23 protein-coding genes are annotated in these 22,320 nt (G+C 38.2%); 16 read left to right on the forward strand and 7 right to left on the reverse strand.

Annotated elements, in window-relative coordinates:
• Positions 1-141: 141 nt before the first annotated feature.
• A complete protein-coding gene (locus SMUL_RS06515) occupies positions 142-705 on the forward strand; it encodes an HDIG domain-containing metalloprotein (RefSeq protein WP_038533129.1) in 564 nt (187 codons plus the stop codon).
• Here SMUL_RS06515 and SMUL_RS06520 read toward each other — a convergent pair.
• From SMUL_RS06520 to SMUL_RS06530, 3 genes are read right to left on the reverse strand one after another with little or no spacing between them, the layout of a single operon-like run.
• Positions 702-1,481 carry an NYN domain-containing protein gene (locus SMUL_RS06520; protein ID WP_025344451.1) on the reverse strand — a complete coding sequence of 260 codons (780 nt, stop codon included), beginning with the start codon at positions 1,479-1,481 and terminating at the stop codon, positions 702-704. The genes SMUL_RS06515 and SMUL_RS06520 overlap by 4 nt on opposite strands.
• Positions 1,482-1,526: 45 nt before the next feature.
• Positions 1,527-2,750: an MFS transporter gene (locus SMUL_RS06525; RefSeq protein WP_025344452.1), complete on the reverse strand. Its 1,224-nt coding sequence runs from the start codon at positions 2,748-2,750 to the stop codon at positions 1,527-1,529.
• Positions 2,747-5,857: an NACHT domain-containing protein gene (locus SMUL_RS06530; protein ID WP_025344453.1), complete on the reverse strand. Its 3,111-nt coding sequence runs from the start codon at positions 5,855-5,857 to the stop codon at positions 2,747-2,749. The genes SMUL_RS06525 and SMUL_RS06530 overlap by 4 nt, the downstream gene beginning before the upstream one ends.
• A gap of 203 nt (positions 5,858-6,060) precedes the next feature.
• Between SMUL_RS06530 and SMUL_RS06535 the strand changes: the two genes are divergently transcribed.
• The 4 genes from SMUL_RS06535 (at position 6,061) to ldhH (ending at position 9,463) form a co-directional block, all read left to right on the forward strand.
• Positions 6,061-6,336 carry a BrnT family toxin gene (locus tag SMUL_RS06535; protein WP_025344454.1) on the forward strand — a complete coding sequence of 92 codons (276 nt, stop codon included), beginning with the start codon at positions 6,061-6,063 and terminating at the stop codon, positions 6,334-6,336.
• Complete coding sequence (locus tag SMUL_RS06540; RefSeq protein ID WP_025344455.1) at positions 6,333-6,542, forward strand: hypothetical protein; 210 nt, start codon at positions 6,333-6,335, stop codon at positions 6,540-6,542. The genes SMUL_RS06535 and SMUL_RS06540 overlap by 4 nt, the downstream gene beginning before the upstream one ends.
• 234 nt (positions 6,543-6,776) lie before the next feature.
• Complete coding sequence (locus tag SMUL_RS06545) at positions 6,777-7,340, forward strand: LutC/YkgG family protein (RefSeq protein WP_025344456.1); 564 nt, start codon at positions 6,777-6,779, stop codon at positions 7,338-7,340.
• Entirely contained in the window at positions 7,337-9,463 is a 2,127-nt protein-coding gene (gene ldhH / locus SMUL_RS06550) for an L-lactate dehydrogenase (quinone) large subunit LdhH (protein WP_025344457.1), read from the forward strand. The genes SMUL_RS06545 and ldhH overlap by 4 nt, the downstream gene beginning before the upstream one ends.
• A 19-nt stretch (positions 9,464-9,482) precedes the next feature.
• On the opposite strand, the gene SMUL_RS06555 is transcribed toward ldhH, so the two are convergent.
• The gene (locus SMUL_RS06555) at positions 9,483-10,607 is read right to left on the reverse strand and encodes an aminotransferase class I/II-fold pyridoxal phosphate-dependent enzyme (protein WP_025344458.1); all 1,125 of its coding nucleotides are present in this window, start codon (positions 10,605-10,607) and stop codon (positions 9,483-9,485) included.
• Positions 10,608-10,621: 14 nt separating this feature from the next.
• On the opposite strand from SMUL_RS06555, the gene SMUL_RS06560 reads away from it, so the two are divergent.
• The 6 genes from SMUL_RS06560 (at position 10,622) to SMUL_RS06585 (ending at position 15,530) form a co-directional block, all read left to right on the forward strand.
• Complete coding sequence (locus SMUL_RS06560; RefSeq protein ID WP_148295274.1) at positions 10,622-11,659, forward strand: HlyD family secretion protein; 1,038 nt, start codon at positions 10,622-10,624, stop codon at positions 11,657-11,659.
• A complete protein-coding gene (locus tag SMUL_RS06565) occupies positions 11,656-12,594 on the forward strand; it encodes an ABC transporter ATP-binding protein (protein ID WP_025344460.1) in 939 nt (312 codons plus the stop codon). Before SMUL_RS06560 ends, SMUL_RS06565 begins: the two co-directional genes overlap by 4 nt.
• The gene (locus SMUL_RS06570; protein ID WP_025344461.1) at positions 12,591-13,694 is read left to right on the forward strand and encodes an ABC transporter permease; all 1,104 of its coding nucleotides are present in this window, start codon (positions 12,591-12,593) and stop codon (positions 13,692-13,694) included. The genes SMUL_RS06565 and SMUL_RS06570 overlap by 4 nt, the downstream gene beginning before the upstream one ends.
• A gap of 64 nt (positions 13,695-13,758) precedes the next feature.
• The gene (locus SMUL_RS06575; RefSeq protein WP_025344462.1) at positions 13,759-13,998 is read left to right on the forward strand and encodes an antitoxin; all 240 of its coding nucleotides are present in this window, start codon (positions 13,759-13,761) and stop codon (positions 13,996-13,998) included.
• A 5-nt stretch (positions 13,999-14,003) separates the two neighbouring features.
• The gene (gene vapC, locus SMUL_RS06580) at positions 14,004-14,396 is read left to right on the forward strand and encodes a type II toxin-antitoxin system tRNA(fMet)-specific endonuclease VapC (protein WP_038533910.1); all 393 of its coding nucleotides are present in this window, start codon (positions 14,004-14,006) and stop codon (positions 14,394-14,396) included.
• 102 nt (positions 14,397-14,498) lie between these two features.
• Positions 14,499-15,530 carry a hypothetical protein gene (locus tag SMUL_RS06585; protein WP_025344464.1) on the forward strand — a complete coding sequence of 344 codons (1,032 nt, stop codon included), beginning with the start codon at positions 14,499-14,501 and terminating at the stop codon, positions 15,528-15,530.
• 8 nt (positions 15,531-15,538) lie between these two features.
• Here the strand turns inward: SMUL_RS06585 and SMUL_RS06590 are convergent, their stop codons facing one another.
• The 3 genes from SMUL_RS06590 to SMUL_RS06595 form a co-directional block, all read right to left on the reverse strand.
• Positions 15,539-16,261: a tRNA(His) guanylyltransferase Thg1 family protein gene (locus SMUL_RS06590; RefSeq protein ID WP_158506022.1), complete on the reverse strand. Its 723-nt coding sequence runs from the start codon at positions 16,259-16,261 to the stop codon at positions 15,539-15,541.
• Between the two features lie 8 nt (positions 16,262-16,269).
• Positions 16,270-16,416: a hypothetical protein gene (locus SMUL_RS17230; protein WP_169730520.1), complete on the reverse strand. Its 147-nt coding sequence runs from the start codon at positions 16,414-16,416 to the stop codon at positions 16,270-16,272.
• A 164-nt stretch (positions 16,417-16,580) separates the two neighbouring features.
• Positions 16,581-16,841, reverse strand: coding sequence for a helix-turn-helix domain-containing protein (locus tag SMUL_RS06595; protein WP_025344466.1), 261 nt, complete (start codon positions 16,839-16,841; stop codon positions 16,581-16,583).
• 146 nt (positions 16,842-16,987) lie between these two features.
• Here SMUL_RS06595 and SMUL_RS06600 point away from each other — a divergent pair, with 146 nt between their 5' ends.
• The 5 genes from SMUL_RS06600 (at position 16,988) to SMUL_RS06620 (ending at position 22,272) form a co-directional block, all read left to right on the forward strand.
• Complete coding sequence (locus SMUL_RS06600; RefSeq protein WP_025344467.1) at positions 16,988-18,121, forward strand: aldo/keto reductase; 1,134 nt, start codon at positions 16,988-16,990, stop codon at positions 18,119-18,121.
• Complete coding sequence (locus tag SMUL_RS06605; protein ID WP_025344468.1) at positions 18,118-19,755, forward strand: L-aspartate oxidase; 1,638 nt, start codon at positions 18,118-18,120, stop codon at positions 19,753-19,755. The genes SMUL_RS06600 and SMUL_RS06605 overlap by 4 nt, the downstream gene beginning before the upstream one ends.
• Positions 19,756-19,765: 10 nt before the next feature.
• On the forward strand, positions 19,766-19,975 hold the full coding sequence (gene nifT / locus SMUL_RS06610) for a putative nitrogen fixation protein NifT (protein WP_025344469.1): 210 nt from the start codon (positions 19,766-19,768) through the stop codon (positions 19,973-19,975).
• Positions 19,976-20,057: 82 nt separating this feature from the next.
• Positions 20,058-21,455, forward strand: coding sequence for a sigma 54-interacting transcriptional regulator (locus SMUL_RS06615; protein WP_025344470.1), 1,398 nt, complete (start codon positions 20,058-20,060; stop codon positions 21,453-21,455).
• Entirely contained in the window at positions 21,442-22,272 is an 831-nt protein-coding gene (locus SMUL_RS06620) for an SIR2 family protein (RefSeq protein ID WP_025344471.1), read from the forward strand. The genes SMUL_RS06615 and SMUL_RS06620 overlap by 14 nt, the downstream gene beginning before the upstream one ends.
• Positions 22,273-22,320: the final 48 nt, after the last annotated feature.

Raw genomic sequence — 22,320 nt, forward strand, 5'->3', positions numbered from 1 at the left:
GATTCTTATTAATATTAATTCAATCAGTAAAGATTGTTTTAAAGTTGGTATTGTAACACAATATTCTCTGTATTACGGGCTTTATTTTGAATCTTTACATGTAAAACGGTAAAATGGTTTATTTACATGTAAAGGATAGAAATGCCAACACGAGAAGAGGCGTTTGCCTTGTTGAAAGCCTATAATGGCGCGGCACTCACAACCCATGGATTAGCCGTTGAGGGAACGATGCGTTATTTTGCACGAAAAGCGGGCGAAGATGAGGAAAAATGGGGAATTGTCGGGCTTTTGCACGATCTGGACTATGAAAAATACCCTGAGCTTCACTGTACAAAAACCGCAGAAATTATGCGTGAAAAAGGCTATAGCGAGGAGATTATACGCGCTATTGTCTCTCATGGGTGGGGTATCTGCTCGGATGTAGAGCCGCTCAGTGCGATGGAGAAAACCCTTTATGCTGTGGATGAACTCACAGGGCTTATCACCGCGTGTGGGCTGGTTAGGCCAAGCAAATCGGTCATGGATTTGGAGCTCTCATCGGCGAAAAAGAAGTTTAAAGACAAAGCTTTTGCCGCAGGTGCAAGCAGAGAAGTCATTCAAAAAGGGGCGGATATGCTGGGCGTGAGTTTGGATGAGCTGATCACCGATGTGATTGCCGCAATGAGAGCGATTGCGCCCTCATTGGGACTGGAGAGCAAAAACTAGCGACGTCTTTTAGTCGTTGTGGCAGCTTTTTTCGCAACAGGACGGTAATCGACAATGGTCGTGGTTCCTTTGCCTGGGTAGCGTTTCATCTCAAAGTGTTCGCCAAGCTTCGCAAGAAGTGAGGTGATCTTACTGGAGCCATATGTGCGTGGGTCAAAGTCAGGAGACTGACGTTTGATGTACGCACCTGCGGCTGAAACGCTCGCCCAACCTTCATCATCTTGGGTCTTTTCCCATCCTACATGTAAAATTTTTGCAAGCTCTTTTAGGAGGTCATCGTTGGAGACTTTGGAAGGTTTTTGCTCCGGTGTTCCTTCAAGTGTCTCGGTGTTGACGCTGAGGTTTTCGGTAAAAATAAAGTCATCGCAGGCATTACGAAATGAAATCGGCGTTTTATGCTCGCCAAATCCAAAGACGTAAATCTCCGACTCTTTCAGGCGCGAAGCCAGTTTGGTGAAGTCACTGTCACTTGAGACAAGTGCAAAGGCGTCGAATTTTTGCGTATAAAGTAGATCCATTGCATCGATAATCATCGAAGCATCGGTTGAATTTTTCCCTGTGGTGTAGGCAAACTGTTGGATAGGCTGAACCGCAAGCTCGTTGAGGCTCTCTTTCCAGTTTTTAAGGTAACTGCTCGACCAGTCACCGTAAGCGCGCTTAACAATGATATGTCCGTGTGTTGAGAGTTCGGCTAAAATAAGTTCAAGTTTGCTTTGTTGCGCATTGTCGGCATCTATTAAGACAACGATTCGTTTCTCTTCATCAATATTTTTCATGCTTATGCCTTTGTAAAGTGGTCTCATGAGAGCATTATAGCCTAGTTATGATGGCTTGACGCCTTGCGCTGTTTTCCATAAGTAGCGTGAAAAAAGTGCAATGATGAAAAGGGCAACACATCCCTCAAACAGCAGGGTCTCCGCCGCTCCAAAATAGTGCGAAATCGTACCAATTAAGAGCGCGCCAATGGGTTGCGTGCCAAAAAAAGCCATCGCAAAATAGCTGATGACACGTCCTCTCATTTCGCTTGAAGAGGTGGTTTGAAGAAGCGTATTGATGATAGTCGTTTGAAGCATCATCCCAAACCCTGCAACCGTGCAAAAGAAAAACGCAAACGCCAAAGTGTGTGAAAGGGCAAAACAGACCAGCCCAAGACCGAGAAGCAGGCTTGCAAGAATCAGTAATTTTCTAAGGTTACTACTGGTTTTGAGCGAAGCAAGCAAAAGCGCGCCACTGAGTGCGCCAATCCCCACAAAACTGTTCAAATACCCATAAATCGTCGCGTCCCCCGCCAATGTCTCTTTGGCGATGATTGGAAACAGCGTTGTGTAAGGAAGTACGAGCAAGCTCATCAAAGCGAGCAGTAAAACCAACACGCCAAGCGTCGGGGTGGATTTGAGGTAGTTCAGACCATCTTTGAGATCGCTCAAGACTTTTTGCGTGTGCGCTTGAGGGATATACGCGGGCAATTTTAACAGAAGCAACGAGGCAATAACAGCAACAAAACTGAACGCATTGATCATAAAACAGATGCCCGCGCCAAAACTTTCAAGGATAAGTCCCGCAACAGCAGGACCAATGAGGCGTGCGAGATTGACCATGGAAGAGTTCAGTGCAATCGCATTGCCCACATCCTCTTTTTGGCTCACCATCACGTGCATCAAAGACTGACGTGCAGGCACATCAAACGCGTTGATGATGCCTAGTATGACGCTTAGAACGATCAGCTCCACGACCGAATAATCGGTAAAAAAAACGATCAATGTCATTACAACGGCTTGAATCATCGAAGCAATCTGCGTGAAAAGAAGCACCTTAAAACGATTGTACCGATCAGCGATAGCACCACCTAAAAGGGAGAATAAAAAAGAGGGAAACTGGCTTGCAAACACACTGAGCCCCAAGATAAAAGCAGAGTTCGTCTGCACATAAATCACCCAATAAACAGCCGTTCGTTGCATCCATGTACCCATAAGCGAAACAGACTGCCCTGCAAAAAAGAGTCGATAATTTTGGCTTCGAAAAGCTCTGAAGGTGTTGATGTTCATTTATTTAATGTATCAATCAGCGCTTCAAATTTTTCTTTATCCTCTTTTTTTTCGTATTTAAACCAACTTTTAATTTCATCGATTGTAAAGTAATTTTTCTTAAGGCCAAATTCTAATAAACCGCTTAAGGTATTAAAAATTTCATTTATTATCTTAAAAGTACGAATTTTAGAATTTAAAAATATTGTTAAACTTCCACAATGAATATAAGAGGAATACCGCGTTGTATTTTCCTCATATCGACTCATATTTAGTAAGCAATTTGCTAAAGTATTAGGTATGAAAATACCATATCCAATTTGTGCAAAGCCAATTTGAAATCGTTCACCAAGAATACTTATATTATCAAATTTTGCATTTATAAGGTTACTAGAAGTTAATGTGATATTTTCAAATTCACAATGATTAAATTTGACATTTTCTACAAAAGCATTGGATATATCTAGCTTTTGTAAGTGGGAATGCGAAAAATTGATATTAGAAAAATTCAAAAATTGTAAATCAATTTGATTCGTATTTTTCATTTGCATACCATTAAAATATTCATGTGCCCAAAATGGAGCAGACCATTTTTTAGAATAGTTCCAATTTCTTATCATCTCAAAAAGATTTTCAGGGCTAGACAGCCTTGAATTAAAAAATTGCTTTTTGACTATATCTGTTTCTAAAATATTTCCAAGCACAAGGGAAAGCCATTTATCGATGTCTGTTGGTATATCACTTAATGATTTATTGTGAAAAACGGTTAGTTCATTATTGAAAAGAGCATTTGCAGGTAAAGATTTAGCACTGAGAATCGTTGTTTTTGCATCAAGAATTTCTTTTGCTAAAACGATAATTTTTTCAAGTGCATCTTCATCGATAGCCCAGTTTTCAAGAATCTGTTTGGGGTAGATTCTTGAAGATTTTATGTCATTGTTTGCAATGGGCTCAAACCATTTATAATAGAGTTTATCGCTAAACAAAACGTTATGTTTTTCATGTGCCAAAGATGCCATTAGCGGAAAAAGTAGTTTTCTTTTTTCAATAACCATCGGTGTGATTTCTGTTGAAACCGTCTCTTTAAGTAAGCGAATTAACTCTTTAAAAAAAGAAACAGTTTGATCCGTTGGCTCTCCGAGCATCAGTTTACTACGTGCTTCGTCAATATCGGGTGTTTTATCTAGCGCGTATTTGATAAAAACTTTGAGGTAGTATTCTGCTAAAAGGATTTCCGCGAAAGATTGATGTTGAAAGTGAAGGCAATCTTTTTGTTCACCAAAATAAGAGTGCGATAAAAATTGTATCTCCGTTACTCCTTCCTTTTTATAACGCTCAAGAATCTCTCTATCGGATTCGTTTGAAGTTTTTCCATCTAAAACCCTGCAAATATCGCTTTTTCTAAGGACACCTTGTTGGCTTTGCTCTTTTTGGTACATCCATAGTGAAGCAATGGCATGCAGTATATTTCTATAGATGATTTCATCTTCTAAGTTAGTTTCATAATGCTTGTCATTGATATGTTTTGCTTCTTTCGTAAGTAGGTTTAAAAAAGAGAGATAGATACCAATTTTTCCGATATGAGAAAAATCAACATTGTTAATGATAAGCTGGAAAATCATATAGGAAAATATAGGTCTTTTCAACTCTTCTACAGATAGTGTTTTATCTTTAAATAGTTTTTGATGAATATCTATCGTATTTTTTTTCTGTTGAATACTTTTAATAAGTTCTTCTGCAAAACCTGTTGTTGTGAGTTCTTGAAATTTGGGATAATTTTTTAATGATGTTAGTAGCCAATGGTTAAATTGTTCTGCTTTGAATCCATAAATCGAGATATACTGTGGAATTTCAGTACCTTCTTTGTTCTTAATTTGGTATGGCTTATGTGCCCTGAGATGATACTCCAAACCATCAGAAAATGGACGTGATGTAATAATAATACGATTATATCGACATTTTTCTTTGTCAAGATTTTGGATACATTTGATAGATTCAATTACTTTCTCAATAGCAGGTTTTGTTAACTCTCCACTTTCATCTAATGAATCGATGAGAAAAATATATTTTTTATATTTGAAAGAGTCCTCTTCAATTTTAATGCCATAATCCGTTGCTAAATAATCAGCTATGATACCTAGCGTAGCACTACTCGAATAGCTGCCGTAATTTCTCAGATTAAAATAAATTGGGAAATATCCTTCTCCTGTTTCAACATACTGTTTTGCAAGTTTTGAAGCGTATTGCCTTAAAAATATTGTTTTACCTTTCCCAAAATCTGCAATGGCAAAAAGAATATTTAAAAGGGTATTGTCAGTAGTGATACTTTCAAAATAAGAATCTACGAGGCTTTCTGCTAATGTAAGTGCTTTTTCTTTTTGTAAAAATTTTTCATACTCATTACTATATCTAAAGGAATCGTCACTGGCGTTTACTTTTTCTATAGGCTTCCACTCTGCAAATGTCTCTTCATAGCTCAGTTGTTCATCGTCTTTGAAACCAATATGACACAGTTTGTATATATCACTAAGGAGTTTTGCTTCATTTTCATTCAATATATATTTTTGTGTGTCTTTTATATGTTTTGCGTAATCATCTTCTCCAAAGGACTCTTTGATAGTGCTTGCAATGTTTTCATTGTAGTGTCTTTGAAATGCCTTTATGACATTATCTTGAAAATTTAGCTCTTTTAATAATGAGATGAATTTTTCTTTAACAATTTGGATGATAGGGTGATATTGTGGTGTAAAAATAGTTAAGATATGCTCTGTTGAAAAACTTTTTTTTGTTAATTTAAATGTATCGTCAAAGAGAGCAACAATGGACTTGGCATCTATCATTTGTTGGGTGTTATCAGTTATGATTTCAAGTGATTTTTGAATCTGGCAAAAAGAGGCTTTAAGATACATATCTGAGCCATAATTGGCTAGTTTGTCTTTTGTCATGTTTTCAAAGTATTTATCGACGTAGCTTTGTGCAAAGAGTTTGATTAAAATGCCAATAGTACCTGTAGCATTATCAAGTGTATCTTGTCCAGATTTATCAAAGTTGTTTTTTAAATAACTGGCAATATTTTTGAGACTATCAGGCAAAACTTCGACTATTTTTTTAGCAACGTCTTTACGCATGGTTGTCCTTAAAAAGAATATATGTAAAACTCTTTGATATTGTACTTCATTTCGATACGTATTAAAGTGTTGTAAACGCGTAAATATCTCATTCATTGTCTTTTCTGAATTTAAAAAATTATAACATACTTCTTGTATCAAAATGCCTTCATAGCGCACTGTGATTTGTGCTATAATTTTCTAATACGAATCAAAGGAGAGCTATGAAATTTGAGTGGGACAATCAAAAAGCATTGTCAAACATCAAAAAACATGGAATTTCTTTTGAAGAGGCGAGTACGGCATTTGGGGATTTTTTATCTATTGTTATTGAAGACCCAATGCATTCAAAAAACGAGAATAGATTTATCTTAATAGGACGATCTATTGAAGCCAATACGTTAGTTGTTGTGCATATTGAAAAAAGCGATGTGATTCGTATTATTTCTGCACGAAAAGCAACTAAAAATGAGCAAAAAGCTTATGAGGAGCAAAAATGAAATCAAAAACTGAGATGTTGCCTGAATATGATTTTAGCAAGGGAGTACGTGGAAAATACGCAGAAGCGTATCATAAAAGTGTCAATGTCATTAAGCTTGATGATGATGTCTCTAGTGTATTTCCCGATGCAAAAGCTGTAAATGAGGCATTGCGTACGATGATAAAGCTTGTTACTCAAAATAAACCAAACCTAGGAATGAATTAAATCGGTTTAATCGTTCCTAGGTTTTTTCCTCTATCTTATATGTTCTTCTTCTCCCATGTAACAGAAAGTAAACCCCTCATTCTCTCCTTCTCATAATCTTCTAAATCTCATACATTCGTCATTCGTCCAAGCTAGAATAGTTCTATATTTGTATTAAGTATAATAATTTATACTTGATTAAGTTTTATCTTTACATGTAAAGAAAATTAGCTCATATAAAAAGGAGACGCACTTATGTTTGAAAATTTTAAAGCGAGGGCTGAAACATCGGGCAATACCGAAGTGAAGCGTTTTGCGACCACAGCTTTGGCGCTTGGTTTTATTGAAGAGTTCCTCGAAAAAGAAGAGGTTAAAGATGCGTCAGGCTCTTATGCTGTTTGGGCAAAAAGTCCCATCTTAGAGCAATTTGACAATGAAGCGATGGCGCAGAAATTTCCAGGTCTTAGCTTTAATGTCACTCGTGAATTGGCAAAAGGTGCCAAAGTAGGAATTACTCAATTAAAATGGGGTTTGGCAGAGACGGGCAGTATGGCGCAAGATTCTACCGATGTGGAACAACGCCTTGCTTCAGCACTTGCGTGGATTCATGTGGCGATCCTTCCGACTAGTAAAATTATTGCGGATATTCCTGCATTGATGACCAAAATGCACCCAAAAGATGACAAATACATCACGCTTATCACAGGGGCGAGTAAAACAGCAGATATTGAACGCGTGCTTGCCATTGGTGTGCATGGCCCTGAGCGCTTGGTGATTGTGTGTGTCGATGATTTAGAGTTAGAAGGAGTACAACAATGAAAGCAGATATGTCAGCATCCATCCACAAAGCCCTTGAAAATCAAAATCTTGCAGGTATTTTAGATAGATGGAATTACCCCGCAACGAGAGCGAAAGCATTTGAAGGTGTCGATTTTGAAGCACTGCGTTCTAAAATCGCAGGCATTAAAGGTGACGCGGCAGGTCGTCTTGATGAACTTGCCAATACTTTTAAGAAAAATGCAGAAGCCAATGGCATTAAAGTGTTTCGTGCTAGCAGTGCTGAAGCAGCAAGGCAATACATTGCCAATCTGTGCAAAGAAAAAGGTGTCAAAAAAATCGTAAAATCAAAGTCTATGGCAACTGAAGAGATCCATCTTAACCATTTTCTTGATGAATTTGGTATTCAATCGGATGAAACTGATTTGGGTGAGTGGATCTGCCAACTCGCACACCAAACGCCTTCGCACATGGTTATGCCAGCACTTCACTTAACGAAAGAAGAGATTTCAGACCTTTTTGCTGAAGAGACCAAACAACCGCTTGATAATGACATCCAAAAACTGGTTAAAGTGGCAAGAGCGGCGATAAGAGAGAAATTTTTTGAAGCCGATATGGGCATTTCAGGTGCGAACATCGCCATCGCAGAGACTGGCTCCATCGTCATCTGTACCAATGAAGGTAATGCCCGTTTGGTGACGACACTTCCAAAAGTACATGTTGCCTTAGTGGGTCTTGAAAAACTCGTTCCTAACTACACTGACGCGGCACCTATCTTAGCCGCCCTTCCTAGAAATGCAACCAGTCAACTTTTAACCAGTTATGTATCCTTTATCTCTGCACCTACTCAAAACGATGATGGCTCGATGAAAGAGGTGCATATCGTTTTAATGGACAACAACCGTATAAAGATGGCAGAAGATCCAAAATTTAAAGAAGCGCTTCAGTGCATTCGCTGTGCCGCCTGTTTGAATGTGTGTCCTGTGTATCGTCTGGTAACGGGACATGTTTTTGGTGACATCTATACTGGTGGTATCGGTACGATTTTAACGGCATGGTTTAATGAACTCAAATCCGCTGAAGACATTCAAGCCTTGTGCATCGGATGTGATAAATGTAAAGAGATATGCCCTGGTAAAATTGATATTCCAGGCCTCATCTTAGAGATTCGTCGTCGTGCCGCTACAAAAGAGGGTTTGCCATTTATCTATAAAAGTGCGCTTCAAGTTATTAACAACCGCAAAGTTTTCCACACGATGCTTCGCACGGCTTCTGTGTTGCAAAAGCCTTTCGTGAAAGAAGGATTTATCAGGCATTTACCTATGTTCCTCTCAGGTTTGTCTGAGTATCGAAGTTTACCTTCTGTGGCAGCTGTGCCATTTCGTGATATTTTTAAAACCATCAAGCAACCAAAATGTACTGAAAAGGCGGCATTTTATGCTGGCTGTGCGCTTGATTTTGTTTACCCCGATGCAGGCGTGGCGATTGTTAAGATTTTAAACAAAGCGGGCATTGAAGTGCTTTTTCCTGAGGAGCAGTCATGTTGTGGTATTCCTCATTGGGGAAGTGGTTCGTTTGACATGGCAGCAGACGCCGCGGAACGCAATATCTTACCTCTTTTAGAGGGCAATCCTGAGTATGTTGTGGTCAGTTGTGCGAGTTGTACGACCGCTTTGAAAAAAGAGTGGGCGAAGATACTCAAAGAACAAAATAGAGAAGCATTAATCCCTGCTGCGAATAAAGTCGCGGCTAAAACCTATATGTTCACCGAGTTGGTCGATAAACTTATTAAAGAAAAACGTCTGACACCTAAAGAGGGCATAGAGCTTCATACTTTGACTTACCATGATTCGTGTCATGCTAAACGCCATGTGGGCATTTCTAAAGAGCCAAGAGATGCGCTTAGTGCCGCTGGATATGAAATCAAAGAGATGAATGAGTGCGATACTTGTTGTGGCATGGGTGGTTCTTATACCATTAAACAACCTGAGATTTCGATGCAAATGCTTAAGCGAAAGCTTGAAAACATTGAAGCAACGGGTGCAGAATTTGTCTCCGCTGAGTGTCCAGGCTGTTTGATTCAATTACGAGGCGGTTTGGATAAGTCAGGCTCAAAAGTCAAGGCGATTCATCCTGCAGAATTGATGGTCGATAAGTTCAAATAAAATCTCACACAAGGAAGAGCTAAAGGCTCTTCCTTGTGTATAAATAATTCCTAAGTCTCTCAACTCCCTCACGCATATGCTCTATACTCCTCGTATATGCAAATCTCAAATAGTGTTCTGTTCCATTGCTTCCAAAGTCAATGCCTGGAGTGGTGGCTACATGTAAAGTGTCTAAAAGCTCTTTGGCAAAGGCAAAACTGTCGTTGCTGTATTTTGAGATATTTGCCCAAAGGTAAAATGCGCCATCTGGTTTGGCATCTATGTCAAAAAGTGTGGAGAGTTCAGCATACAAAAAGTCTCGTCTGGCTTTGAACTCTTGTTTGATGGTGGCTAGATACGCATCATCAAAAGCTTCTAATGCGCCATATTGGCTGAGTGTCGGGGCAGAGATGAAGAGGTTTTGGGCGACGATTTCGGCGTGGCGGATTTGCTCCTTGGGAACGATGACCCAACCTAGTCGTTGACCTGGCATACAGTAGTATTTTGAAAAGCCATTGATGACGAAGACATTTTTGCCATATTGTAAAGCGGTGTCGGCTTTGTCTTCGTAGGTGAGTCCGTGGTAGAGTTCATCAGAGATAAAAGCGATTTTTTCTTTTTCACAATACTCGATTAAGGCTTTAAAATTCTCACTTTTATAGATATTGCCCGTGGGATTGGCAGGCGATGAAATCTGCAAAGCGTCTAGTTTATGAGGCTCCAAATGCTTTACATGTAACTCAAAATCATCCTCTTTTCCAATAGGCATAAACAAAGGCTCGATGTCCATAAGGTAAGCAAAGTTTTTATAACATGGATAGGAAGGGTCGCTTAGTCCCAAGGTTGAACCGTGTTTGAGTGTGAGAGCATAGGCTATCATAAATGCGCCACTGGTTCCAGGCGTGAGGAAAATCTGGTCGATGTCTATAGATACGCCATAAGTCGTTTGATAATGCTGGGCGATTTTTTCTCGCAGTTCCACCAACCCATGACTTTGGGTGTAGGAAAATTTGTTGTTATCAATGCTTACATGTAAGGCTTGTTTAACTTTAGGCGAGGGCGGAAGGTCAGGTTGACCTATCTCAAAATGGATACAATCTTCAAATTTCTCAGCCTCTTTTACGATGTCCATGACGATAAAAGAGCTCATTTTTTCACAACGCATTCAAGTCCTATTTTTTGGAAAAATTATATCGAAGTTATCTTAGAACTTTGGTTCAAAAAAGTGATACAATTTTAAAGAGACCTTTGAGAGGAAATCCGATGAAATTCAAAACCTTTGTTGTTCTTATCGTGTTGGGGTTAGCCTTTTCTGGCTTTACTTTTTTTGATAAACAAGAAAAACCTATATTTAGTGGGCAAATTGAGACAAAAGATAGTTATCTTGGCTCAAAAACTGGAGGAAGAGTAGAAAAGATTTTAAAACAAGAGGGTGATGTTGTAAAGCTTGGAGAAGAAATTATCGCTTTTGATAGCAAAGAGCAGCATTTAAAAGTTGAACTTTACAAGGCAAAATTAGAACAAGCAAAAGTCAATGTTTTAAAGATGAAAACAGGCTATCAAAAAGAAGATATTGCCATAGCCAAAGCAGATGTCAATACCAAAAATGCTGCTTTGGAAAATGCCCGCAAAAATTATGAAAGATATGAAAAACTCCTTAAAGACAAAGCCACTACGCCTCAAGAATATGAAGAGCGAAAAAATATTTTTCTACAAGCCAAAGCACAATTTGAAGCAAGTCAAAAGAAATTTGAGTTGTACACCAATGGTTATAGGGTGGAAGATATCAGTATGGCTAATGAAGTTTTGAATGAGGCGCAAGCCAATTATGCGTTGGCTCTTTTGGAATTGGATGAAGCAAAAATAGTGGCTACAAGTACGGGTAAAATTGAAAAAATTTCTGTACGGATGGGAGATTTGGTTTCCAAAAATCAACCCATTATCCAAGTGAGTGAAGAGAGTCAGAAATATGCAAAATTTTACATACCTGAAACTAAGTTGCACATGGTGTCGGTTGGGCAAAAGGTTGAGATAAAGATAGATGGGAGTGATAAAAAATATGGTGGAGAAGTCTATTTTATCGCCCAAAATGCTGAATTTACACCTAAAAATATCTCTACAAAAGATGAACGACAAAATTTACTTTTTGCGATTAAAGCAAAGGTCAATGATGAAGTTTTAAAAAGTGGTCTTTTTGTGGAAGTTACTCTGCCATGAGCGTTATCGAAACCCACGATTTAACGAAAACTTTTGATACATTTAAGGCAGTTGATGGTCTAACGATTGAGGTTAAAGAAGGCGAGATTTATGGATTTTTAGGGCCTAATGGCTCAGGTAAAACAACGGTTATCAAGATGTTATGTGGGCTATTGATTCCAAGCGGAGGCAAGGCTAGCGTTTTGGGGTTTGATACGGTCAAAGATGGTGAAGCGATACGGCAAAATGTGGGTTATATGTCGCAAAAATTTAGCCTTTATGAAGATTTGACGGTTTTTGAAAATATGCATTTTTATGGCTCTATTTATGGGTTAATTCCAGATGTTTTGGAAAAAAGAATAGATTTTTTACTCGAAAAATTAAACCTTGTTTTGTATAAAGAGCGCTTAGCTGGCAATTTAAGTGGTGGGTGGAAACAGAGATTAGCATTTGCGTGCGCCATTATCCATGAGCCAAAAGTACTTTTTTTGGATGAACCAACAGCAGGCATTGACCCTGTGGCAAGGCGAGAGTTATGGGATATATTTTTTGAATATGCCGCAAATGGCATTACTTTTTTTGTGACGACGCATTACATGGATGAAGCAGAGCGATGTGGGAGTTTGGGGTATATTTACCGAGGAAAACTTATCGCCAATGGAACGCTTTTAGAACTAAGAAACCATCCGAGTGTTAAGGTTGATGGCTATATCCGAATGGAGATTAATGCCACTCCCATTGCCAAAGCACTTGAGATATTGAAAAAATGTGACTTTATGCAAGAGGCGACCATTTTTGGGCGAGGGGTACATGTTTTGTGTCAACGCGAAGTCAAAAAAGAGCAGATTGTTGCACTCCTTGAGAAAAGTGGTGTCGTTTGTGAAGAGATAAGAGAGATAGAGTCCTCCCTTGAAGATGTTTTTGTGGCTTTGACCAAAAAGGAAAATGAACAATGATACGAGGTTTTAAAGCCATTTTTTATAAAGAGAGTAAGCAGATAAGCCGTGATAGAGGAACGCTTATCTTTATTTTTTTGATTCCTATTATGCAACTTTTGATTTTTGGTTATGCGATTAACACCACTGTCAGTGACATCAAAACAGCAACACTCAATCTGGATAGAAGTCAAAAAAGTAGTGAACTTTTATGGGCTTTTGATAACAGTGGTTATTTTAAAGTTGTCAAAGAGGTGAGTAGCAAAGAAGAGTTGGTTCGTGACATCGTTAAGGGTGACATCAAAGTGGGGATTGTTATTCCTGAGAATTATTCGAGAGAAATTTTTGCAGGAAGAAGCGGAAGTTTACTCGTCATGATAGATGGAAGTGATTCTAGTGTCGCTTCACAAGCACAACAAGCGGCTTCTTTGATAGGATTCAATCTCAATCTTAACATGCAAAATATAGAAGTGCCACCAAAAAGCATTGATGTGCGAACACAAATGCTTTTTAATCCAGACTCTAAAACGGCTAATTTTATGGTTCCAGGACTCATCGCAGTTATCCTCAATATTACCACCGTTATTTTAACTTCACTTTCCATCGTCAAAGAAAAAGAGAGAGGCACACTTGAGCAGATATTTGTGACTCCCGTTGAGCCATTAGGGTTGATACTGGGAAAAATTGCTCCTTTTAATATCATCGCTTTTGTTCAAGTCATCGTCGTACTTTTACTCATGCGATTTTTATTTGGAGTGCCAATATCTGGGAGCATTATTTTACTTTTGGCGATGAGCTTAGTGTATATCTTTTGTATGTTAGGTCTTGGCATGTTGATTTCTACGAAAGCAGAAAATCAGATGCAAGCGATTCAATACGCTTTTTTAACGATGCTTCCTGCTATTTTACTTTCTGGTTTTATGTTTCCACGAGAAGGTATGCCCTTTATTATTTATCTGGTGAGTTACATTGTTCCTGCAACCTATTTTATCGACATCATGCGCGGCATTGTTTTGCGAGGGGCTGATTTTTTTGATGTTATTGAGAATTTTCTAGCCCTTTTGGGGCTAGGTATCCTTTTTATAACGATTGCCGTCAAACGGTTTAAAAAGAGCCTTTAAAACGAATAATTTGACTTTCCGAGAGTTTAAGTATATACTTTTAAATATATACTAAGGAGCTACAATGACTTCTACAGCAAAACTATTTCAAAATGGTCAAAGTCAAGCTATACGCCTTCCCAAGGAGTATCGGTTTGAACATCAACAAGAGGTTATCATCAAAAAAATAGATGGTGCCATTTTGATATTCCCTAAAAACGATAAAAGTGTTTGGGAAAAAATGTTCGATACTCTGGGTAACTTTTCAGATGACTTTCTAGCGCAAAGAAGACAACCAACACAAGAGCGAGAGGAGCTGTTTTGAAAAAAATGCTCGATACCAACATCTGTATCTATATCATTAAAAACAAACCTCAAAGTGTCTTAGACGAGCTCAAAAAATGCAATGTAGGCGACATCATCCTCTCTTCTATCACGGTTTCTGAGTTGATTTATGGAGCGCATAAAAGTCAATTTGTCGAAAAAAACCTCAAAGCCATTGAACATTTCCTCATCCCTTTTGATGTCGCTGAGTATGATTATAAAGCAGCTTTGGAGTATGGAAAACTAAGGGCAAGTTTAGAAAAAAAAGGACAACCCATCGGTTCTTTAGATATGCTCATCGCCGCCCATGCAAAATCACTTGATATGGTGCTCGTGACCAATAATATGAAAGAGTTTGAGAGGGTTGAGGGGTTGAATGTTGAGAATTGGGTGCGTTGAAAGAAGTAAGATAAAAGGCATTTGTTCATTTTTAAAGTTTTATAGATAAAATAAACTATAAATGAGATTAATAAATCCTAAAATCAAAAGCTAGGAGTGAACTTGAGCCACTTATTTTTAATTAGCCCTGAGATTTTAATGCAATTGGTTGGCATTAGAGATAACGCAAAATTTATTTATGAACTTGTAGAAAATCAAACTGAATTTAACAAGGAAATATCTTTAAGAACATTTAAAAACTTCATGAAAGGGAAGGGAAATCCTTCTCAAAAAACTATTGATGTATTGCAAAAAGATTTTAAAATAGATTTTGAGAGTGATATTTTTAAAGGTCTTTATAATTCACAGTGGCATGAAATACTACAAAAAATACAAACTACCTTTTCTAAGGATTTTTTCCCTTATGCTATGTTGGTTTTGCAAGAAATAGCTAAGCAAGAAGATGAGTTGATTCAAAGAATAAAAGAATGTGACACAGAATTGGAGAGAATTCAAGCACTTGCTTTTCATCCTTTCGTCTTAAAAATTTTAAATGAACAAGAAAATTTGGTGCTACAAAATGCAAAAAGTCACAAAGAAATCAAAATGATTGTTGCATTATTGGTAACAAAAATCTTATTCTATATTGTAGCTGCTTTTGATGTTGAGTATGGCTTGTATCATCAAAAAATACACAAAGAAGAGCAGTACTCATTTATTAAAAAAATACTTCCAGTATATAATGACAAAAAAGAATTTTTACATCCTATTGGTAGGTTTTTCATGAATATTAAAGTAAAAAATAAAAAAACATTTAAACAAATGGCAGAATGTATAAATGTTGAAGGTTATGAGGGTATTAAGTCTGAATCCCAAATAAGAAAATTTAAATATTGGAGAAAAGGAACAAAAATCCCACATGTGGATGAAGTCATTAATATGATTAAAGCATTGTTTCCTCAAATTAGTACAGATGAATTGGAACATGGTAAAGTTATGTTTTATTGTGTTGTTGGTGTTTTAACACTTTTCAAAGAGCTTTTAAGTGCAATTTTTAAAAATGAGTCCGAACTTATTGGTTGGCTGCATAAGCATTACAATCAATATCATCAAGCACACTATAGTGCTTGTTTGACAAAGCATCAAACAAGCTGAGATTCTGTTTAAAGTAGCTTTTTATAGGTGTTAATATTAAAAACACTTGTGTGAATTTTTCTTTTATCGTCTATGTATTTTGGATAATGAAAAATTAAATTTTGCTCAAAGATATTGAAATCACTTTTTAACTTCTTTTGAATGACAAGGTTTTTGGCATTGTCGAGATTACATTTTATGTCATCATGATTTACATCAATATCTGGAAAAGAATTGTTTTTTAATCTAAGTACTTTCCAATAGCCATATCGAATGTTTAGTAAGTAGCGATATTTTAAATAAGTATGTACTTCATCAATATTTTCTAATAAAAGTGGTCTAGCATCAAAAAAAACCTTTTCTTTTTTTACACCAATAGGCTTAAAATTTATGGACAATACAGAACTTAAAAGAGTACAAATTTTAAATAATCTTCTTTCCGCTTTTTCTTCAAGTGATGCGTTTATAATAATGCTAACTTCATCATTAGCAGAAAATGCACAGATAAAATTTTTAGGTAGCCTTGATTCTAGAAAAGTGTTCAATCCTCCTGTTGTAAAATTAATCGCATTAGAAAAATTACCTCTAAATTCTTTATTTTCAAGTGAATCTTTAATATACTTTTTTGTGGCATGAAAACCATCGAGTCTGACCACTAAAAAGTAATTTTCAGGAATTGATAGCATTGTTTGTGACTTTTCTTCGATAGCTTTAAATTTTTTATCTAACGAAGTGAGTATATCATTCTCCAAGTACATGCTTAATTTTCATCATCGTAATAGTCATCGTCTTCATAATCAGGTTTATCTTCACCTCTCGAATTCCAATACTCATCATTATTTGGATTTAATTGGTTAGCATGATTGTCTAAATCTTCTTGTTTTGAGCAACTGTAAGTTTCTATCATTGTGAACTCCTTTTTTAATTGAAGTTATTTTAATGAAATATCGGAGTAAATAAAAGAGGAACTTTTTTGGAAAACATTCAAAAATAGGGAGCATTAAACTTTTAATTTTCAAATTTATTTCAAAAATTTCCACCAAACTACTCAAAAAAATCTTTACATGTAAGTTATTTTTGTAGCTCACGCGCTCTTTCCTCTTTTAACTCCTCAAAAGTAGGGAAGGGCGATTTTTCTTTACATGTAAGCTCATACCCCAAGTAGTCAAGGATGTTGAGTACGGTTTTTATGCCGATATTAGAGTTAATTCCATTTTCAAGAGAGCTGATGGTAGCGCGTGAGATATTAAGGTCGTGAGCAAGTTGAGCCTGCGATATTTTTTTCTCTTTACGAAGTTGTGCTATGTGAGTGCCAAATTCTTTTAAGTCCATAACAATTCCTTGACTAATATTTTAGACATTTTATAACTTTAGTATACAAATGTAAAATATATTGTTCAAAATATGAAAAAATAACTTTTAGCGCATAAATCCATTGGAATACTTCTTGCAATGTCTCTTCTAAAAAAGGAGAGCACATGCACCATTCTTATGCCACTCCTGAGGCTACTTACCGTTTTGCGAAGCAATTTTCACATTATAAAGATTTTTATGCAAGGCATGATGGGTTGATATTTTCCAAGTTGGGTTTTGGAACTTTTAAGAAAGAGCCTTATAAAGAAGAAAATTATATTTTTGATTATAAAGATGCGTTACGAACTGCTATCAAAAGTGGTATCAACCTCATCGATACAGCCATCAACTATCGCTACCAAGAGAGTGAAAAAGAGATAGGCGAAGTCTTAGCGGAGTTGATAGAAAAAGATGAAGTGAAACGCGAAGAGCTGATAGTGTGTTCCAAGGGCGGATTTATCCCTTTGTGTTTTCCTTTTCCTCCCAATCCTTACCTATGGATAGATGAGCATATCGTTCAAAAAGGGTTGGCGACTTTGGAAGACATTGAGCTTGACCAACACTGTATGACAACCGATTTTTTAAGGTATTCGCTTCAACAATCTTTGAAAAATTTACAACTTGAATGTTTAGATATATACTTTTTGCACAATCCCGAAACGCAACTGACCAAGATAGGGAAAAGTGCATTTTTTGAAAAACTTGAAGCGGTTTTTACGCTTTTTGAAACATTGGTGAGCGAAAATAAAATCAAGTCTTATGGTGTAGCGGTTTGGAACGCATTGACTTACGAAGAAGACAATGCTGAGCATATCAACCTTGAAGCTCTTTTTGATGTGGCGCGAAAAGTGGGTGGGCAAAATCACCACTTTAAGTACATCCAACTCCCTTTTAATATCGCTAAAACCAATGCGTACAGCGTGGCTAATCAAAAAATGTCTGATGGAAATTACTACACCCCACTGCAAGTAGCCCATAAATTAGGGCTTGGTGTCATTGGAAGTTCTTCATTATTGCAAATGCACCTTTTCCAAAAACCTTTTAAGCCTGAAGTGGGGTATCTTTTGGATAGCAAGATGGAGCTTCAAAGCGATGTTCAACTTGCCCTTCAGTTTGTGCGCTCATCTAGGGGATTTATTAGCTCTTTATTTAGTTCAACCAAGAGTGAACATGTGATAGAAAATGGTAAAATTGCGTCCATAAATGCGGTCAGTAGTGCAAAATACAATCTTCTTTTTAAGGTGGAAAAATCAACATGACTTATGACATCATCATCATTGGTTCAGGCATCGCAGGATTGATGGCTGCCATTGAAGCCAAAAATGAAACCAACAGCGTTGCGATTATTACCAAAAGCAATATCTTTAAATCCAATAGTTCGGTTGCGAGTGGTGGTATCAATGCTGTTTTAGATGAAAAAGATGAGGTCGAGATTCAAAAACACATTGATGATACGATGAAAAGCTCCAAAGATTTAGGCGATAAAAAAGCGATCAGCTATCTGTGCCATCAAGCGCCTTTGATTATGAAAAAATTGGTCGAATACGGTGTCGCATTTGATCGCGATGAAAATGGGAAGATATTGCAACGCAGTTTTGGGGGCGGAAGCTCCAAGCGCACCTGTTTTGTGGGCGATAGCACGGGCTCTGCGATCACACAAGCGCTGATTAAAAAAGCAAAACTGATGGGAGTAGATTTTTTAGTCAACCACTTTGTGATGGACATTACTAAGATAGAAGAGTACATCAGTGGCGTGGTTACCCTTAAAAAACTGGACTCTACGGTCGTTGTTTATCCCACTAAAGCGGTTGTCTTTGCAGGAGGTGGGTATGCGGGCATTTACAGAGGTTTTAGTACCAATGCCCAAGACTGTACGGGGGATCTTTTAAGTGTTGCCCTTCGTGCTGGCATGAGCCTTCAAGATATGGAGTTTGTGCAGTTTCACCCCACGGGATTTGCTAAGACCAGTTATTTGGTCTCAGAAGCGGCACGAGGTGAGGGTGGGTACCTTGTCAACGCGGATGGAGAGCGTTTTGTCAACGAGCTTGGCACGCGCGATGTCTTAGCCCGCGCCATTTTTGAACAGATGCGATCCGGTAAAAAAGTCTACCTTGATATGCGTCATATCTCCAAAGAGATTTTAGAAACACGCGTTCCTTCTTTGTATAAAAATGCGTACAATCAAGTCGGTATTGACCTCTCCACTGAGCTTTTAGAGATCAAACCTGTTGCACACTACAGCATGGGAGGTATCGCTTCTTTGATGGCTTCAAGTGAAGTCAAAGGTCTGTTTGTGTGTGGCGAAAGTGCCGCTCTTGGGGTGCATGGAGCAAACCGATTGGGTGGAAATTCACTCTTAGAAGGGGCTGTTTTTGGTGAACTTGCGGGTAAAAAAGCCAAAGAGTATGCGTTCAATAAAGAGTTTTTACCAATTGATTACAATGTGGTCATTAAAAATATGGATTTGGTGCAACGCATTTTTGATGGAGATTGCTCCAAAAACTTCAACGCGATGCGTATTTCCGTGGGGAAAATCATGTTTGATAAAGCAGGAATTTTTCGCAATGAAAGCTCCCTCCAAGAAGCGTTTGACTATATGAAATACCTCCGCTTGGAGTCCAATACACTTCACTGCATTGATAAAAGTAAGCACAATAACGTTGAGCTGATTTCGATTTTAGAACTGCGCAATGCGTTGGAATTGAGTGAAGCGATTATCCTCTCTGCGATGCAACGCTCAGAGAGTAGGGGGGCGCATTTTAGGGAGGATTTTGCCTTTACATGTAAAGAGGGAAATCGCCATGTTCTCATTAAAGAGCTCCAAAAAGGGTTCTTTAAAGTGCACTACGAAGAGGGTGGATTGACCAAATGGCTCAAAAAAATTTTAACATAAGGAATGTGTAATGGCTAAAGTAATGCTCAGAGAAGAAAATAACGAGATCTGCTTTTATATCGCGAAAAAAGATATGGAAGAGACGATCACCAAAATAGAATTTGAAACCGAAGAGATGTGGGGTGGTGAAGTTACGCTTAGTAACGGTGAAACATGGTGGATACAACCAGGTCCCAAGAAGCTTCCAAAAGAGGAAGTCTGTAAGAAATTGTCAGACTGATTTGGTTAAAATATAAACATAAAATATGAGCATTAACTGCTCATTTTCAACTATAATATTTTAAACAGATAAAGGAGTGCAAATGGTTGCATTTGATGCTAAGTGTGGGGATTGCCTCACCACCAGAGAACTAATGACACTCTATGAGACAGCAATGGTTGTCTCTAACTCACTTGATTTAGTTGCCTCGCTTGAAAAAGCGTTAATGATTTTAAAAAATAGATTGCATCTTGAAAAATGCGTCATTCATACGCTGGGTGAAGAAAATATTTTAACAATTTACGCCTGTATCGATTTTAGTAAGCACCAAAAAGAGCTTGCCACGTATAAATTGGGTGAGGGCGCGACAGGTTTTGCTGCTGAGAGTAAAGAGCCTGTTGTGATTGAAAATTTACACAACGATATGCTCTTTCTCAATAAATCAGGCAATCGTGACCAAAATGCGATCTCGTATATCGCCGTTCCGATGCTCGTTGATCAAGAAGTGATCGGTGTTTTAGGGGCGAATATTACCAAAACAACGGCGATTGACTTTGAAAGTACGATTCGTGTTTTGACCATTTTAAGCTCTATATTTGCACAGTCCATCCGCTCACACGACATCAATCTCAAAGAAAAAGAGCGTTTAAAAGAGCTTAAACTCTACTACAAAATGGAGTGGGACTCCAAGGTGCACAATTTTGGAGACATCATTGGTGAGAGTCCAAAGATGAAGATGGTCTACAACGTCGTGGAGCGCATTGCGGAGAGCAATGTCACCGTTTTGGTACGAGGTGAGACGGGGACGGGAAAAGAGCTCGTCGCTGCTGCGATTCACAAACGCTCCAAACGTCGTGAAGAACCTTTTGTGAAGCTCAACTGCGCCGCCATCACCGATACGCTCATTGAGAGTGAACTCTTTGGGCATGAAAAAGGGGCGTTTACCGATGCGAAAGAGGCACGCAAAGGTCGTTTTGAACTGGCTGATGGTGGAACACTCTTTTTGGATGAAATCGGCGATATTTCAGCCTCCGCACAAGTCAAGTTACTGCGTGTGTTGCAAGAGCGCGAGTTTGAACGCGTTGGTGGCTCTAAAACCGTTAAAGTCAATGTTCGCCTCGTTGCGGCAACGAACCGAAACCTTGAAGAGATGGTCAAAAATGGTACCTTTAGGGAAGATCTTTACTATCGTTTGAATGTCATACCCATTGATCTGCCGCCGCTTCGTGAGAGAGGGGATGATATTGCGCTTTTGGTCAATTTCTTTTTGCAAAAATCGATGAGCAACCATAAAAAACGTATTGTCATTACCGATGAAGCGATGGAGATACTCTGCCAATACACCTGGCCTGGAAATGTGAGAGAGCTTGAAAATACGGTTGAACGTATTGTGTTAATGGGCAGTGAAGACGGCATTAGTGCCGATGAAATGCTGCTTATGCTTCCCGCTTTTAATCAAAAATTGATGTGCCAGAGAAGGATCATGAGTGAAGAAGAGTGATTTTGAAAAAGAGATTAAAGAGGGTCGTTTAGTTCCATTCCTCGGAATGGGTGTTTTTAAAGAGACGAAAACTGAAGAGGGTGGACAGATCCCCTATGATAGTGACTCTATGATCTTAGCACTCAACGGTGGGCGCGCTATGTCGCCTCGTTTGATGTATGAGTATTCCAGAGCTGCCATGAGTTTGGAACAGCGCAAAGGGCGACCCTTTATTGAGCAGATGACGAACCATATTTTTACGGCAAAGCCTTACCCATTGCCAGCAGTCTATACATGGCTTAAAACGTTAATGCCTCGTTATGTGGTCGATCTCAATTTGGATGATTCGTTGTTGAAACTTTACGCGGATCAGGATCATTTTCTCATCACGGGCGTGAGCCGTATTATGGCGGGATATGATCGTTTTTTGGTTTACATGTACACCGTTTCGACGGGTGAATATCAGCGTGTGGAAAAAGAGATCTTAAGCCCGATGCTACCTATTCTCTTCAAGCCTCTAGGATGCACGGTGCCTGAAAAAAGCTTTATTATCAGCGATGCCGATTTTGTCGATTGGCTGACCGAAGCGATGGGTGGGTATGCACTTCCTCCGTTTTTGAAAACCTTTAAAAATGACAAAAGTTATCTCTTCTTAGGGATTGATTTTGATCGCGATACCTACCGAATGGTGGCAAATGAAGTGACCTTAGGATTAAAAGATGGCTACTTGGTCAACGATAAAGAGAAGATCAGCAAAAAAGAGGAGAAGTTTTTGAGTGGTCATAAGATCGAAAAACTTGAAATGTCACTTGCAGATTTTTTAAAGGCTACGGAATAGATTTACCAAAAATAGATGAAGCTTTCCAATCAAATATTGGAAAGCTTC

Origin of the sequence: Sulfurospirillum multivorans DSM 12446 (assembly GCF_000568815.1) — a bacterium.
GTDB lineage: Bacteria > Campylobacterota > Campylobacteria > Campylobacterales > Sulfurospirillaceae > Sulfurospirillum > Sulfurospirillum multivorans.

Excerpts from the sequence above, each read along its gene's own strand:
- SMUL_RS06515 (WP_038533129.1), top strand. The coding sequence starts at position 142 with ATGCCAACACGAGAAGAGGCGTTTGCCTTGTTGAAAGCCTATAATGGC.
- SMUL_RS06520 (WP_025344451.1), bottom strand. The coding sequence starts at position 1,481 with ATGAAAAATATTGATGAAGAGAAACGAATCGTTGTCTTAATAGATGCC.
- SMUL_RS06525 (WP_025344452.1), bottom strand. The coding sequence starts at position 2,750 with ATGAACATCAACACCTTCAGAGCTTTTCGAAGCCAAAATTATCGACTC.
- SMUL_RS06530 (WP_025344453.1), bottom strand. The coding sequence starts at position 5,857 with ATGCGTAAAGACGTTGCTAAAAAAATAGTCGAAGTTTTGCCTGATAGT.
- SMUL_RS06535 (WP_025344454.1), top strand. The coding sequence starts at position 6,061 with ATGAAATTTGAGTGGGACAATCAAAAAGCATTGTCAAACATCAAAAAA.
- SMUL_RS06540 (WP_025344455.1), top strand. The coding sequence starts at position 6,333 with ATGAAATCAAAAACTGAGATGTTGCCTGAATATGATTTTAGCAAGGGA.
- SMUL_RS06545 (WP_025344456.1), top strand. The coding sequence starts at position 6,777 with ATGTTTGAAAATTTTAAAGCGAGGGCTGAAACATCGGGCAATACCGAA.
- ldhH (WP_025344457.1), top strand. The coding sequence starts at position 7,337 with ATGAAAGCAGATATGTCAGCATCCATCCACAAAGCCCTTGAAAATCAA.
- SMUL_RS06555 (WP_025344458.1), bottom strand. The coding sequence starts at position 10,607 with ATGCGTTGTGAAAAAATGAGCTCTTTTATCGTCATGGACATCGTAAAA.
- SMUL_RS06565 (WP_025344460.1), top strand. The coding sequence starts at position 11,656 with ATGAGCGTTATCGAAACCCACGATTTAACGAAAACTTTTGATACATTT.
- SMUL_RS06570 (WP_025344461.1), top strand. The coding sequence starts at position 12,591 with ATGATACGAGGTTTTAAAGCCATTTTTTATAAAGAGAGTAAGCAGATA.
- SMUL_RS06575 (WP_025344462.1), top strand. The coding sequence starts at position 13,759 with ATGACTTCTACAGCAAAACTATTTCAAAATGGTCAAAGTCAAGCTATA.
- vapC (WP_038533910.1), top strand. The coding sequence starts at position 14,004 with ATGCTCGATACCAACATCTGTATCTATATCATTAAAAACAAACCTCAA.
- SMUL_RS17230 (WP_169730520.1), bottom strand. The coding sequence starts at position 16,416 with ATGATAGAAACTTACAGTTGCTCAAAACAAGAAGATTTAGACAATCAT.
- SMUL_RS06595 (WP_025344466.1), bottom strand. The coding sequence starts at position 16,841 with ATGGACTTAAAAGAATTTGGCACTCACATAGCACAACTTCGTAAAGAG.
- SMUL_RS06600 (WP_025344467.1), top strand. The coding sequence starts at position 16,988 with ATGCACCATTCTTATGCCACTCCTGAGGCTACTTACCGTTTTGCGAAG.
- SMUL_RS06605 (WP_025344468.1), top strand. The coding sequence starts at position 18,118 with ATGACTTATGACATCATCATCATTGGTTCAGGCATCGCAGGATTGATG.
- nifT (WP_025344469.1), top strand. The coding sequence starts at position 19,766 with ATGGCTAAAGTAATGCTCAGAGAAGAAAATAACGAGATCTGCTTTTAT.
- SMUL_RS06615 (WP_025344470.1), top strand. The coding sequence starts at position 20,058 with ATGGTTGCATTTGATGCTAAGTGTGGGGATTGCCTCACCACCAGAGAA.